Source organism: Staphylococcus sp. HMSC068G11, assembly GCF_001815825.1.
Taxonomy (GTDB): domain Bacteria; phylum Bacillota; class Bacilli; order Staphylococcales; family Staphylococcaceae; genus Staphylococcus; species Staphylococcus epidermidis.
On sequence record NZ_KV822069.1, the window covers coordinates 81,936 to 95,562 of the forward strand.

14 protein-coding genes are annotated in these 13,627 nt (G+C 31.3%); 7 read left to right on the forward strand and 7 right to left on the reverse strand.

Annotation, left to right across the window (positions count from 1 at the left end; genetic code table 11):
- Nucleotides 1–39: 39 nt before the first annotated feature.
- From HMPREF3058_RS04060 to yut, 3 genes are all read right to left on the reverse strand, one after another.
- A complete protein-coding gene (locus HMPREF3058_RS04060; protein ID WP_002447300.1) occupies nucleotides 40–981 on the reverse strand; it encodes a nucleoside hydrolase in 942 nt (313 codons plus the stop codon).
- 310 nt (nucleotides 982–1,291) lie between these two features.
- Nucleotides 1,292–2,434 carry an acyl-CoA dehydrogenase family protein gene (locus HMPREF3058_RS04065; protein ID WP_002491571.1) on the reverse strand — a complete coding sequence of 381 codons (1,143 nt, stop codon included), beginning with the start codon at nucleotides 2,432–2,434 and terminating at the stop codon, nucleotides 1,292–1,294.
- 432 nt (nucleotides 2,435–2,866) lie between these two features.
- On the reverse strand, nucleotides 2,867–3,769 hold the full coding sequence (yut, locus tag HMPREF3058_RS04070) for an urea transporter (RefSeq protein WP_049386414.1): 903 nt from the start codon (nucleotides 3,767–3,769) through the stop codon (nucleotides 2,867–2,869).
- A 268-nt stretch (nucleotides 3,770–4,037) separates the two neighbouring features.
- On the opposite strand from yut, the gene HMPREF3058_RS04075 reads away from it, so the two are divergent.
- From HMPREF3058_RS04075 to HMPREF3058_RS04105, 7 genes are read left to right on the forward strand one after another with little or no spacing between them, the layout of a single operon-like run.
- A complete protein-coding gene (locus tag HMPREF3058_RS04075; RefSeq protein ID WP_001832402.1) occupies nucleotides 4,038–4,340 on the forward strand; it encodes an urease subunit gamma in 303 nt (100 codons plus the stop codon).
- 13 nt (nucleotides 4,341–4,353) lie between these two features.
- Complete coding sequence (locus HMPREF3058_RS04080; RefSeq protein WP_002491580.1) at nucleotides 4,354–4,755, forward strand: urease subunit beta; 402 nt, start codon at nucleotides 4,354–4,356, stop codon at nucleotides 4,753–4,755.
- A 2-nt stretch (nucleotides 4,756–4,757) separates the two neighbouring features.
- Nucleotides 4,758–6,473: an urease subunit alpha gene (ureC, locus tag HMPREF3058_RS04085; RefSeq protein ID WP_002491576.1), complete on the forward strand. Its 1,716-nt coding sequence runs from the start codon at nucleotides 4,758–4,760 to the stop codon at nucleotides 6,471–6,473.
- A 13-nt stretch (nucleotides 6,474–6,486) separates the two neighbouring features.
- Nucleotides 6,487–6,939, forward strand: a complete 453-nt coding sequence (gene ureE / locus HMPREF3058_RS04090; protein ID WP_002457967.1) for an urease accessory protein UreE — start codon at nucleotides 6,487–6,489, stop codon at nucleotides 6,937–6,939.
- Nucleotides 6,932–7,621, forward strand: a complete 690-nt coding sequence (locus tag HMPREF3058_RS04095) for an urease accessory protein UreF (RefSeq protein WP_002491557.1) — start codon at nucleotides 6,932–6,934, stop codon at nucleotides 7,619–7,621. Before ureE ends, HMPREF3058_RS04095 begins: the two co-directional genes overlap by 8 nt.
- A 12-nt stretch (nucleotides 7,622–7,633) precedes the next feature.
- Nucleotides 7,634–8,248, forward strand: coding sequence for an urease accessory protein UreG (ureG, locus tag HMPREF3058_RS04100; protein ID WP_002447292.1), 615 nt, complete (start codon nucleotides 7,634–7,636; stop codon nucleotides 8,246–8,248).
- Entirely contained in the window at nucleotides 8,248–9,084 is an 837-nt protein-coding gene (locus tag HMPREF3058_RS04105; RefSeq protein ID WP_002491569.1) for an urease accessory protein UreD, read from the forward strand. The genes ureG and HMPREF3058_RS04105 overlap by 1 nt, the downstream gene beginning before the upstream one ends.
- A 104-nt stretch (nucleotides 9,085–9,188) precedes the next feature.
- Here HMPREF3058_RS04105 and HMPREF3058_RS04110 read toward each other — a convergent pair whose 3' ends face one another.
- The 4 genes from HMPREF3058_RS04110 to HMPREF3058_RS04125 form a co-directional block, all read right to left on the reverse strand.
- Nucleotides 9,189–9,533 (reverse strand): SarA family transcriptional regulator, encoded by a 345-nt coding sequence (locus HMPREF3058_RS04110; RefSeq protein WP_002457969.1) that lies wholly within the window; start codon nucleotides 9,531–9,533, stop codon nucleotides 9,189–9,191.
- Nucleotides 9,534–9,937: 404 nt separating this feature from the next.
- Nucleotides 9,938–10,261, reverse strand: coding sequence for a PH domain-containing protein (locus tag HMPREF3058_RS04115; protein WP_002447289.1), 324 nt, complete (start codon nucleotides 10,259–10,261; stop codon nucleotides 9,938–9,940).
- A gap of 35 nt (nucleotides 10,262–10,296) precedes the next feature.
- Nucleotides 10,297–11,025 (reverse strand): transcriptional regulator, SarA/Rot family, encoded by a 729-nt coding sequence (locus HMPREF3058_RS04120; RefSeq protein ID WP_070731148.1) that lies wholly within the window; start codon nucleotides 11,023–11,025, stop codon nucleotides 10,297–10,299.
- Nucleotides 11,026–11,063: 38 nt separating this feature from the next.
- Nucleotides 11,064–13,037 (reverse strand): helix-turn-helix transcriptional regulator, encoded by a 1,974-nt coding sequence (locus HMPREF3058_RS04125; protein ID WP_002499617.1) that lies wholly within the window; start codon nucleotides 13,035–13,037, stop codon nucleotides 11,064–11,066.
- Between the last annotated feature and the right edge of the window lie 590 nt (nucleotides 13,038–13,627).

Genomic DNA, 13,627 nt, shown 5'->3' on the forward strand with positions numbered 1-13,627 from the left:
AAGTTGAAGTAGATGCACCTTTTTATTAACAAATAAAACTTAGGACTCAATTTTCTTTGCTAAATCCGTTATGTATTTAAAAAATGCTTGTTTATTTACATCCGTAATGACTTGAACTTCACGTCCATTTTCAGATTGGAATGTTCTCCCTTGACTAGGTCCTTGACTGACTACATCAATTTTCAATTTCGTTGATTCAACTAAATTTGGAGAACCCACATAAGCAGTAGTTAATACATCCCATAAAAAGTATGTTGAATTGGTCACAAAATGTGTGAGTGGTGGTACTGCTGCGTAACTTGTGCCCAGAAAATCAACGCCTAAATATTGTCTTTTATCTGCCCACATTTGACGAACTTCCATTGTTAGAGGGACTTGATTTGTACTTTCTAAAGCAACAATATCGACAATCATATCACTATCTAATACAACTTTTACAGCCTCGGGATCCCAAAATGCATTCCATTCAGCTGTACCATCATGTTCTGGTTCTTCAACATTTCCTTTGTCTAAAAACGTTCCACCCATCCAAACTAATTTCTCTATATTTTTTAAAATTGAGTTGTCATAGTTTATAGCTTTAGCTAAATCTGTAAGCGGTCCAGTAAATAACAATGTAACTTTCTCATCACAACGCTTCACCTTACGAATAATATCTATATACGCCTCGTCCTCACTAGCCTTACATCTTTTGGGTATACAAGACTCATTTAGCACTGGTAGGGCATCCATAAAGAAAGCATGCATTCTCCATTCTTTTGGAAAAGGATTTTTCCCTCTTTCATATGATGGTGCTACATTAATTTCAACGTCTGAAAAACGATTTATAATCTTTAATGAAGCACTTAATGAAGGTTCTAAATAGCAGTCTGCACCAATCGTACTTACACCAACAAGTTCTATATTTTCCATTTGTAATAATAAAAATAGTGACACTAAATCATCAACGCCACCATCATGATTAAAATATACTTTGGTCATAGTTGATACTCCTAACGTTTTTTAATGAATAACTTAATTATATTTGAAATCTTTTATGACACCAAATAATTTCAAGTTGATCATTGAATACATGCCAATCTATAAATATTTAGCAGTTACACAGCGATTTCATTATGATTGCATTAGAAAAGCCTGTGACAAAAAGATTGTCACAGGCTTGCTTAACTTGAAGTCTATCAATGACTAAATTAAATTATTAATGTACATCGCGCTTTTTTTAAAATTTATATGCGTTGCAATGAAGAACATTAAATTCCATCTCATTCCTTTAAAGAATATCAATATAACATTAGAGTTTGTTTGTAATACTTTTAGCAATATTAGTGTAAGCCATATCTTCCATTGGTGGATTATGTAATCCAGCACGTATATCTCTATAGTACCGCTGAAGAGGTCTGTTCATTTCTAGGCTCTTAGCTCCAACTATTCTCATAGCTAAATCAACGATTTCTATACCTTGGTTCATTACCACCACTTTACTTGCTGAGGTTTCATTCCATATTTGTGCATCCTCTGTATATGATTGATATCCTCTAGCTGTACTCCATAGAAAATGTCTTGCAGAAAGTAATAAACTTTCCATTTTCCCTAAATTTTGTTGCACTGTAGGTAAACTATCAATCGTACCTGTAATACTGTTAGGACGATAATTTTTTGCAAAATCTACTGCATAGTCACGAGCTGCTTGTGCAATACCTAGATAACAGCTCGGTATATGAAGAAGCCAACCATTAGGTCTTGATTCACGTTTTGATTCTACAAAATTTTCATTAGGAACATGAACATTATTAAGAATTAAATCATGGCTCTCAGTCGCTCTCATACCAACCATATTCCAATTGTCAGCAATACTTACTCCTTTAGTTGACCGAGGAATTAAAAAGAATCCCATCGATTTAGTTTCTTCAACATAGGCGCCAACAATATAATGTGTCAATGCTTTACTCATAGATGTAAAGGTTTTAACACCGTTTATAACATAACCATTTTCAACTTTAACAGCATGTGTAGATGGGCGACCACCTCTAGTAGGACTACCAGTTTCCGCTTCACTGACTGCTCTATTGATCAGTGCACCGTGAACAACTTCTTTAGCAAAGGAATCTAACATTGATGGTGTCCACATATGTTGCTCGTACAATTGACCAATTACACTCAAATGCCACCCTATAGATAAAGCAGTCGCTCCATCAATAGCACCCAAATAACTTTGTAAAATCACCATATCTTCAATAGTAGCACCTTCACCTCCATACTCTACAGGCAAAGTTAGTTTAGTATATCCTTCCTTTATCAGCCATTCAATATTTTCATATGGGAATCTAGATTGAATATCATTTTCAGCTGCACGTGCTTTGAATTCACTTTCAATCTTTTTAAATTTACGAATCCATTTCTTTTGAATGTCAGTGTGAATTAAAAAAGACTCCATCACATTTACGCCCCCTATGACCCTTTTTATTTTAAAATTAATTATTCATAGTTTAACACTCGACTTTATTTTTTCAAAATTTACGAATGAATCTTCATACGCATTTTTCTCTGATATTGAAAAGTTACCAATAAATATATACATAACTTAACTATGAATATATCTAATTAGTCAATTTTATTTCTTTTATAAAATTTCAATATAAACTCATCGCCACTTTTATAATGAAGACAGATGCTTTTTAGTAGAATTTTGATTTTCAAATACATTTAAATTTTATAAAGTAATGCTAAAATTTCGGACATAAAACGTAGTGAATTAAATATCTGTTCTAAAACAGTTGTGATTATAAATTTAAAAATAATCATAGTGTATCAATTAAGGTTAACTCAATTTGCAAATTTTAATATTTTCACTTTAATTATGCATTATTTATACAGATTGATTGTTAATTCCTGCAAACAACATAATCCATGTAGCAAAAATAAATGGCCATGTTAAAGGTGGTAAACCTAGAGGTGCGAGCAATGTACTCAAACCTAAATGTATGAATGCAGTGAGCACTATTCCTAAAATCATTGCGAGATAACTATGGATTGCTGTCTCAAAAGTGACACCTAGCGCAATCGCAGATAAAACTACATTATAGCCAAAAATGCCGTCATTTATACTACTATAGTCTCCACCCAATAATATAATTATTAGGAACCCAATGATGTTTGCAATTATAGAAACAATTCCAGCTTTTTTAGAACCTATAAAAATCCCTATTAGAATTAATAAACCACCTATTATGCTGGGCATTAAAAATATTTGTCCAAATCCATCTAAAACTGATTGAAAAAAATGAACACGGATGTGGTCATTATTTAAAGATACCTTTTCTATATGCTCCGGAATAATATCAATCTGAGTATGTAACGTTTTAAGTTGATTAGGTATTAACAAAGTAATCCACGTCATAATAACAAACGGGCTAGTTAAAAATGCTATTTTATGTGGTTTCAATACTTCTCTTACCGCTGCTCCAATCGGTAACGTTAAAATAGTGGATACGAATGTGATTAATATACCGCTCCAATTGCTATCCAAAAATAAAGTAAGTGCAATTGCTGTTAATACAGGGTTAAACCCGGCTAATCCACTTTCGATTTCATCTTTTGTGTAATTCATATGTGGTGCCAATATCCAAGTCATTACACTTGCAATTATAGCACTGATTGCTACTTTCCAATTCACTGCAAACAATCCAATTAAAATAAATAATCCAGTGTATGGATTATTTATTAAAACCACTTGAGAGATACTACTTAAAATTACTTTTATCAATTTCAATTTTATAGCCTCCTTTTATTCACAACATTAATTATTTAATAAAGACAATTTTCAAATTACCACTAAATATTCATCATATCAATTACATTTTACTAAAATAATGTTTATGTACGCTGGATATTTTTCATATTTATTCAACTTTTATACACTTAATTTAAAAAAACATTGTTAATTCGATAAAATTATCAAAGTATTATACTTGTATAATTCATTAAATAGTTTTAATATAAAATTCGCAAGACAAATTATTTTGAAAGAAGGGATAGTTTTGCACTTTACACAACGTGAACAAGACAAATTAATGATAGTTGTAGCTGCTGAAGTTGCACGTCGTAGAAAAGCAAGAGGACTTAAACTTAATCATCCTGAAGCACTTGCTTTAATCAGTGATGAATTATTAGAAGGCGCGCGTGATGGTAAAACGGTGGCTGAACTCATGAGTTATGGAAAAACAATTTTAAATGAGGAAGATGTCATGGATGGCGTAGCTAACATGATTACAGAACTTGAAATTGAAGCAACTTTTCCAGATGGTACTAAGTTAATAACAGTCCATCACCCAATCGTTTAAGGAGGCTATATCAATGATTCCTGGTGAAATTATTGTTAAAAATACTGAAATAGAAATCAATAAGCATCACCCCGAAACGGTGATTGAAGTAAAAAATACAGGCGATAGACCTATACAAGTAGGTTCACATTTCCACTTTTTCGAAGCAAATAAGGCATTAGAATTTGATCGTGAGAAAGCATATGGTAAACATTTGGATATTCCTGCAGGCGCAGCTGTGAGATTTGAACCTGGTGATGAAAAAAAAGTACAACTTGTCGAATATTCTGGACGACGTAAAATTTATGGATTACGTGGTTTAGTCGATGGCGATATTGATGAAGAACGCGTATTTCGTCCAAATGATTCAAATCAAAACGCCGCTGTTAAAAACGATGCAGGCGAAGACAATGCGAATAAAAAAGGTGGTAAATAAGCATGAGTTTTAAAATGACACAATCTCAATACACTAGTCTTTATGGACCAACTGTAGGAGACTCTGTGAGATTAGGAGATACGAACTTATTTGCACAAGTTGAGAAAGACTATGCAAATTATGGCGATGAAGCTACTTTCGGTGGCGGTAAATCAATTCGTGATGGTATGGCTCAAAATCCTAATGTGACAAGAGATGATAAAAATGTAGCTGATTTAGTTTTAACTAACGCATTAATTATTGATTATGACAAAATTGTTAAAGCAGATATCGGAATTAAAAATGGTTATATTTTTAAGATCGGTAAAGCTGGAAACCCAGATATAATGGATAACGTTGACATCATCATTGGTGCAACAACTGATATTATTGCTGCTGAAGGTAAAATTGTTACTGCCGGCGGTATCGATACACACGTGCACTTCATCAATCCTGAACAAGCTGAAGTTGCACTTGAGAGTGGTATTACAACGCATATCGGTGGAGGAACTGGTGCTTCTGAAGGGGCTAAAGCGACTACTGTAACACCAGGACCTTGGCATATTCATCGTATGTTAGAAGCAGCAGAAGAGATGCCTATTAATGTAGGATTTACTGGTAAAGGTCAAGCTGTCAATCATACTGCACTTATTGAACAAATTCATGCAGGCGCTATAGGTCTTAAAGTACATGAAGATTGGGGAGCTACACCTTCAGCATTAAGTCATGCATTAGACGTTGCAGATGAGTTTGATGTTCAAGTCGCTTTACATGCAGATACATTAAATGAAGCTGGATTTATGGAAGATACTATGGCTGCTGTTAAAGATCGTGTATTGCATATGTATCATACTGAAGGAGCTGGTGGTGGTCATGCACCTGACTTAATCAAATCAGCTGCATATTCAAACATCTTACCTTCTTCAACAAACCCAACATTACCTTACACTCATAACACTGTAGATGAACATTTAGACATGGTTATGATCACACACCATCTTAATGCTTCAATACCAGAAGACATTGCATTTGCAGATTCTCGTATACGTAAGGAAACTATAGCAGCAGAAGACGTATTACAAGATATGGGCGTATTTAGTATGGTAAGTTCAGATTCACAAGCAATGGGACGTGTCGGTGAAGTTGTAACACGTACTTGGCAAGTTGCACACCGTATGAAAGAACAACGCGGACCATTAGATGGTGACTTTGAATATCACGATAATAATCGTATTAAACGTTACATTGCAAAATATACAATCAATCCTGCCATTACACATGGTATTTCTGACTATGTTGGATCTGTAGAAGCGGGTAAACTTGCCGATTTAGTAATGTGGGAACCTGAGTTCTTCGGTGCCAAACCCGATCTTGTTGTTAAAGGTGGCATGATTAACTCAGCAGCAAATGGTGATGCTAATGGCTCCATACCAACTTCAGAGCCTTTGAAATATCGCAAAATGTATGGTCAATTTGGCGGTAACATTACACATACTGCTATGACTTTTGTTTCTAATACTGCATACGAAAACGGTATTTATCGTCAACTTAATTTAAAACGTATGGTACGTCCTGTTAAAAATATTAGAAATTTAACTAAAGCAGATATGAAAAATAATAATGTTACACCTAAAATAGATGTGGATCCACAAACATATGAAGTATTTGTTGATGGTAATAAGATTACGAGTGAAGCAGCAACAGAATTACCTTTAACGCAAAGATACTTCTTATTCTAGGAGGACGTAAATCATGATTATAGAAGAAATACAAGGAAATATTGCTAATTTATCACAAGATGAAAAGCAAAAACATGTTGAAAAAGTTTATCTTGAAAACTCTGATTTGGTTAAACGTATACAACGTGTTAAAACAGATCACGGTAATGAAATAGGAATACGACTTAAACAACCCATTGATTTACAGTATGGTGATATCTTATATCAAGACGATACAAACATGATTATTGTCGATGTAAATAGTGAAGACTTACTAGTAATTAAGCCTAGAAGTTTAAAAGAAATGGGAGATATTGCCCATCAACTTGGTAATCGACATCTGCCTGCCCAATTTACAGAAACTGAAATGCTTATTCAATATGACTATCTTGTTGAAGATTTATTAAAAGAGTTGGGTATCCCCTACTCACATGAAGACAGAAAGGTCAATCAAGCATTTCGACATATAGGACATTCGCATGATTGATCATCAACATTTAAGACTATTTCAGTTCTGTGATTCTCAGTTTCCAACTGGTGCATTTAGTCATTCATTTGGACTTGAAACATATATTCAAAGAGAAGCTGTTCATGATACTGAGACATTTATTGAATGGTTAACATTGTTTATAAATGAACAATTAACTTATTCAGATGGGTTAGCTATGAGAATTGTGTACAACGCATTAATACGCAATGATAAAGATAAAATTTTAGATATTAACCAAAAACTATTCGTACAAAATTTACCTAAAGAAACACGTATTGGCGCTAAGCAAATGGGCACACGCATGGTAAAATTAGCTTTAGATCTTTATGAAAGTGAATGGATTCAATGGTACTATGACCAAATGAAAAGTCATAAAATACAGCTTCATCCAGCTGTGTGCTTTACTATGCTAGGACATGATTTAGGCGTCAATGTAGAGTCCATCATTGATTATTACTTATATCAAAATATCTCTAGCCTTACCCAAAATGCAGTTAGAGCGATTCCTTTAGGACAAACAGCTGGGCAGCAAGTCGTAACTGAAATGATATCCCATATCGAGAAGGTACGTAATCACATACTAGAATTAGTTGAGAGTGATTTTGGTATGACTGCTCCTGGCTTAGAACTTAATCAAATGGAACATGAAAATGTTCATGTTAGAATCTTTATTTCATAGGAGGCATATGAGATGTCAAATCCAATTAAAATTGGTATCGGGGGCCCTGTTGGTGCAGGTAAAACCCAATTAATAGAAAAAGTGGTTAAACGTCTTGCCAAAGAAATGAGCATTGGCGTTATAACAAATGATATCTATACTAAAGAAGATGAAAAAATATTAGTTAATACTGGTGTTTTACCAGAAGATAGAATCATTGGTGTAGAAACTGGAGGTTGTCCTCATACAGCGATTCGTGAAGACGCCTCAATGAACTTCGCAGCCATAGATGAGTTATTAGAACGTAATGATGATATTGAACTCATTTTTATTGAATCAGGTGGCGATAACTTAGCGGCTACGTTTAGTCCAGAACTTGTTGACTTTTCAATTTATATCATTGATGTTGCACAAGGCGAAAAGATACCACGTAAAGGTGGTCAAGGTATGATTAAATCTGATTTCTTCATTATTAATAAAACAGACCTTGCACCATATGTGGGCGCTTCATTAGATCAAATGGCTAAAGATACTGAAGTATTTCGTGGAAATCGTCCATTTGCTTTTACAAATTTAAAAACTGATGAAGGTTTAGAAAAAGTTATTGAGTGGATTGAGCAAGATGTCTTACTCAAAGGATTAGCTTAATGGGTAATCAGAGTTGGACTGGCCAATTGGATTTAACAGTTTTTAATAATGGCCAAAGCTCAAAAGCACGAAATATATATTTTGAAAAAGCGCTCAAAGTCCTACGCCCTATATACTTAGAACAATCTCCTGTACCAACTTTCTATATTGTGAATGTTGGTGGAGGTTATCTAGATGGAGATAGATACCGGGTCAACGTCAACTTAGAAGATAAAGCACAAGTAGTACTCACTTCTCAAGGTGCAACTAAAATATATAAGACGCCCAATGATCATGTAGAACAGTATCAAACATTTCATTTATCAAATCAGTCATATATGGAATTTGTGGCAGATCCTATTATTGCCTACGAAAATGCTAAATTTTACCAGCATAATACGTTCCATCTTAAAGAAGATAGTGCTATGTTTTACACTGATATATTAACACCAGGATATTCATCTAAAGGGCAAGATTTTACGTATAAATATATGCATCTTATTAATGAAATTTACATTGAAAATCAATTAGTTGTTTTTGATAATATGATGTTAAGTCCTGAGAAAAGTAAACTCGACGGTATTGGGTATATGGAAAACTATACACATCTAGGTTCTGCTTATTTTATCCATCCGGACGTAAATCAAAGTCTCATAGACGATATTTACGTGGCGGTTGCTGATTTTCAAAAACAATACGACTGTAGAATAGGTATCTCACAATTACCTACTCATGGATTGGCTGTTCGTATTTTGACTAAAAGAACTCAAATAATAGAAGAAATTTTGACTCGTGTTCAATCATATATCAATCAAACGATTTATCATCGACAAATTAACTCCTTAAGAAAATATTAATTTTTTCAAATAAAAAGACTAGGCACTCACTTTAAAGTGGGATACCTAGTCTTTTTTAGAAATCTTCATCTTAAAAACACACATGAAACGCCAGTGTCTTAGTATTATTTGATATAGTTTTCTAATTCTAAAATCAATTTTTTTATTTTTTCTCGTTGTTCATCGGATACAAATACAATTACTGTTCTTTCATCATGCACGCTTCTTTTTTTAGATAATAAATTTAAATCTTTTAATTTTTGTAATGCTTTAGTTAAATAATACGGTTTAAACTCTGAACATGTAGCAATTTCTTTTGAAGATATTTCGTTAGATTCACTTTTCAAAATGTGATTAAGAATATAAATTTCTTCATAATTTAAATTATATTGCTTTTTAGTATCTCTAAAAAATTTTTTAACTTGAAATGTCGCATTAACCAAATCATTGATGTCTTTAATTTTTCCCATTATAAAACCACTCCTCTGATGCACATCTTGTTGTAGCAAGGTTCACATGTATTTTATCTAACCGAAAATTTCTCCGCCCATGTTACAAGGTACATTTTAAACAAATAAGTATAAGAATTCAATATTTTTATAACTACAAAATGCATTTATACATTTATTTCTTAACCAAAACATTTATAATAGTGAAATTGATGTAATTAAAAATATTAATACTAATAATATATCACTAATTACGTCATCGTATTTTTTAAAATTTTAATATAACATATCTGTTTAATTGGAATTAATTCGTATACATCAAAAGAGCAGTCAAATTTTTTACATAAGGCATTTTAAAGGTATCAAATCTTTTACAATTCAAAATTTTAAGTTCATTGTAAATACCACATAATAAACTAGTATATTTATTGAATTTGTTGTTTTATATAATCAACAAAAGCTTGTACATCTTCAGTCTTAATTTCACGCATTGGAACTGTTCCAATATTGAACTCAAATATAATATCTGAACCATCAAAATGAATTTGATTAATTTCATCATAACGTATATTTCGATAATAAAATTGTCCATTCATATCAACATTCATAATTAACCGCTCATTTGTTGCTATGAAGGCACCTTCAAATTTAGTCTGGCCCTGTACGTTATACTCAATTACACCTAATACAGAGGGGCCTTTTTTCTCGGTAGGAAATAAATCATCTGGATTCACATTGTCTAAAATCATTCTTTCAACTCCTTTTAGTTAATACAAATTTTATTTTACACATGCTGTATTCCCTGTTCTAATTTATTGTAACATTCCTCGATTTCTGACTGAATCACATTAATTTTTTCTTTTCTAAGTGTTAATACAATATAGCGTTCATCATCTCTACTACGACTTTTAATGAGATAACCTTTTGACTGTAAGGTCTTAATAATAGGTCTCAATGAAATGATTCCCTTTAAAGAATGTACTTTTATGCTTTTAAATGTAGTCTTGTTATCACTAATGATAAGTAACCCAAGAAGGTATAATTCTTCTAATGTTAAATGTTGAGGGGTACAAGATTTTTCAATCACTCTAAATTGACTATGGCATTTTAAATAATACGATAATAAAGTTGAATGATTGATTTCGTTTATTAATGTAGATTTCACCTCTAAGAAGTGTTCTAGTTCTTCAATTAATTGAGTTATTTTACTACATTGATTTTGAGTTAACGTAATAACTAGTCTACGTTGGTCGTATGGATGTCGTTTTTTTGAAATCCAATTAAATACATATAGATGTGTAATACTTTTTAACAATTTGTTTTTTTGATAATTTTTGTAAAAGATGATCATATTTAAACTTAATTCTTCTTTATGATTTTCAGTGAAATGTAATATAAATATTAATAATTTAAGCTGTTCAATTGTCAGCTGGTAGCCATATTTCAAATATTCTATTGTGACGTGATCTAATACAAAATGGGCTAAGAATTGTTTAATCTTCTGTTGTTGCATTTGATGATAATCCTTTCTTAGTCAACAACCTTGCACGACTACGAACAAAGAAATGTTAAATGAGCAATACTCATTTTAGGAAGATCAACTATTGCTTGTTGGCTTTCTTTACTCTTCAACTTTGCTAACCAATATTGATGTGGGTATGGTATATGACTATCTAGCTCATCATTCTCATTCATTAAAAGTGGTATCATTTCTATATATTCATATTCTGCATGGTTGAGTGATTGAATATCTGAAAAAATTAATTGTTGATGGTTTACATTTTCCTTAATCGTATTTTTTAAAGAGATAGCAATGGCCTGATATTCATACTTATATTTAGTCATAATGATTGCATCATCTTTATAGACGATTGTTCCCCTTAATTGGTTAAACATTCTTATTACATATGACAAGATATGATACGGTTTTAAATTTGAATGATATGTTACAGTGGTAGAGTAATCAGAGGAAGGTTGTATTAAAACACCTCTCACTTCTCCACACATTTTAATTAATGTATGAATATGTTGAATCCATGGATATTCCACAATCTCACTTTTTAAATCGGTCAAATAGCTAGTTTCCAAAATGATTTTTTCAAATGATATCTCTTTAATATATAAATGTAATTGATTAATAGGAATGAAAATTTGAGTCACTTGTTTTTCTAAATTTTGATAATTAACATTTCCATTTTTCTCATTTTTAATACGATAATTTAACTTATAATATTCAAAATAAGAACTAATCATCTTTTTTAACTGCACTACTTGTTTTAACATCATGTCCTCTACAATAAATTCAATCTCAAGTTGATTAAATTCTCTTAGCATGATGAATAACATTTGAAATGTTAACTTCAGAGCCATTTTTTCCTTTGATGTAAAAGTATCATGTCGATCGGTAATGATTTTAAATGTTGGAATTAAATTCAAACCGGAACAAAAACGTAAAATTTTCAACATCTCATAACGACATAACTCTTTGTTTTCAATCATAGAAGTGTAGTTAAGCTCTATTACATAGCGCATTGATTTTTGGCTTAAACTTAAATTACGCTTTATATGAATTATCTGCTCCTGATCAAGAATAGTACTTCGGTTATCTTCAATATAAATATCATAAGAACGATATTTTTTTCCTTTATCTGATATCTCAATATATTTTTTACTTATTATTTTTGAATCTAAATCTTGTAATTCGTGAATGTTCATAAGAAAATGTCTATCTAAATCAATTTCTTCAGCAGTATTTTTGAAGATAGACGTCGCTATATAATCTCTTCTAATCAATTTAGGTGTGTAACCATATGTATTTTTGAATAATTGTATAAATCGAGAATAATGATGAAAACCATGATCTATAGCTATTTCTTCGATAGGTTTATGGGTTGTCAAAATATCTATAAGACAAAATTTTAATCTAAGTTGATTTAAATATTGATTAAATGTTTGAAATGGCGTTTGTTTAAACATAGATGTAAGTGCTTGATTTGATAGGTTAACAGCTTCAGCTAGTTCATGTTTGTTGATTTTACTGTCATGATGATCCACTAAATATTGATGTATATCTTCAGATAAATAAAAATCTTTATTGACATCAAGTTTTGGTTTCTTTAGATAACTCAATTCAATAAGTAAAAATTGTATCAATCTTTGTATATCGGACACATCATTATAAGATAAACAATGTAACTCTAATATTTTTAATATCCAGTATTTTATTCTATCTCTACTACGTTCATCAATCTTTGTACCACTTATTAAAAATTGAGTATCCTTCTGACTAATATATCGATGTATTGGTATATCGATAATACAACACATGGTATCCGTATTACTTAACAGTGAATACGTATCATTCATTACAACAAACGCTATATCATCTTTCTTTAATGTATGTTTCTGAACATTGATAGTGATTTCACATTTCCCTTTCAAACAATAAAATACCTTTACACTCAGTGCCTTTTCTGTATTAATGGCTAAATTATTAAAAACACGTATCGAATAATTTTCTCTCATATGTCTTCCTCACGATGTCCTAGTGTGTATTTTAAATTAAACTTCTCCCCGATTGCTAAACTAAATTTAACTAGACAACATCTATTTTTCAGTGTCTATTATACAACTCTCAAAAAATTAGTAGTAACAAATTAGATTTTAATTATATCAATTTTCTTTTCCATTTATATAGCTTTCTCAAAATATTGCTCAATCATATCATCAAATCAACGTAAAATATCAAAAATTCAAATACTGTTTATTCACACTGCTATGTTAATTATTATCTAAAAGAATTTTCAGTAATTTTACATTCATGTAACAATGTTTGTGTTACTCAAAATCAAATACTTTAAAAATGCTTAGCGTATCATTTCTATTCATATTACATAAATTAATTGGGTTAAATGAGATTGTGTAACAATATTAGCAAAAAATTACAAATCAATAACAATGCACACAAACATCAATTTTTCTGTTAGAGTATGGCTTGTCGTTAAACAAAAACGAATAAAAATTCTTTTGTAACTCATTGATCACATGATTATTAATTATAAAAAAAACTAGTTTAATTTTCAGGAGGATATTTAACAATGAAAAAAATCGCTACA

Excerpts from the sequence above, each read along its gene's own strand:
- HMPREF3058_RS04120 (WP_070731148.1), bottom strand. The coding sequence starts at position 11,025 with ATGCAACAACAGAAGATTAAACAATTCTTAGCCCATTTTGTATTAGAT.
- HMPREF3058_RS04065 (WP_002491571.1), bottom strand. The coding sequence starts at position 2,434 with ATGGAGTCTTTTTTAATTCACACTGACATTCAAAAGAAATGGATTCGT.
- HMPREF3058_RS04115 (WP_002447289.1), bottom strand. The coding sequence starts at position 10,261 with ATGATTTTAGACAATGTGAATCCAGATGATTTATTTCCTACCGAGAAA.
- HMPREF3058_RS04110 (WP_002457969.1), bottom strand. The coding sequence starts at position 9,533 with ATGGGAAAAATTAAAGACATCAATGATTTGGTTAATGCGACATTTCAA.
- HMPREF3058_RS04095 (WP_002491557.1), top strand. The coding sequence starts at position 6,932 with ATGATTGATCATCAACATTTAAGACTATTTCAGTTCTGTGATTCTCAG.
- ureE (WP_002457967.1), top strand. The coding sequence starts at position 6,487 with ATGATTATAGAAGAAATACAAGGAAATATTGCTAATTTATCACAAGAT.
- ureG (WP_002447292.1), top strand. The coding sequence starts at position 7,634 with ATGTCAAATCCAATTAAAATTGGTATCGGGGGCCCTGTTGGTGCAGGT.
- ureC (WP_002491576.1), top strand. The coding sequence starts at position 4,758 with ATGAGTTTTAAAATGACACAATCTCAATACACTAGTCTTTATGGACCA.
- HMPREF3058_RS04105 (WP_002491569.1), top strand. The coding sequence starts at position 8,248 with ATGGGTAATCAGAGTTGGACTGGCCAATTGGATTTAACAGTTTTTAAT.
- HMPREF3058_RS04060 (WP_002447300.1), bottom strand. The coding sequence starts at position 981 with ATGACCAAAGTATATTTTAATCATGATGGTGGCGTTGATGATTTAGTG.
- HMPREF3058_RS04080 (WP_002491580.1), top strand. The coding sequence starts at position 4,354 with ATGATTCCTGGTGAAATTATTGTTAAAAATACTGAAATAGAAATCAAT.
- HMPREF3058_RS04125 (WP_002499617.1), bottom strand. The coding sequence starts at position 13,037 with ATGAGAGAAAATTATTCGATACGTGTTTTTAATAATTTAGCCATTAAT.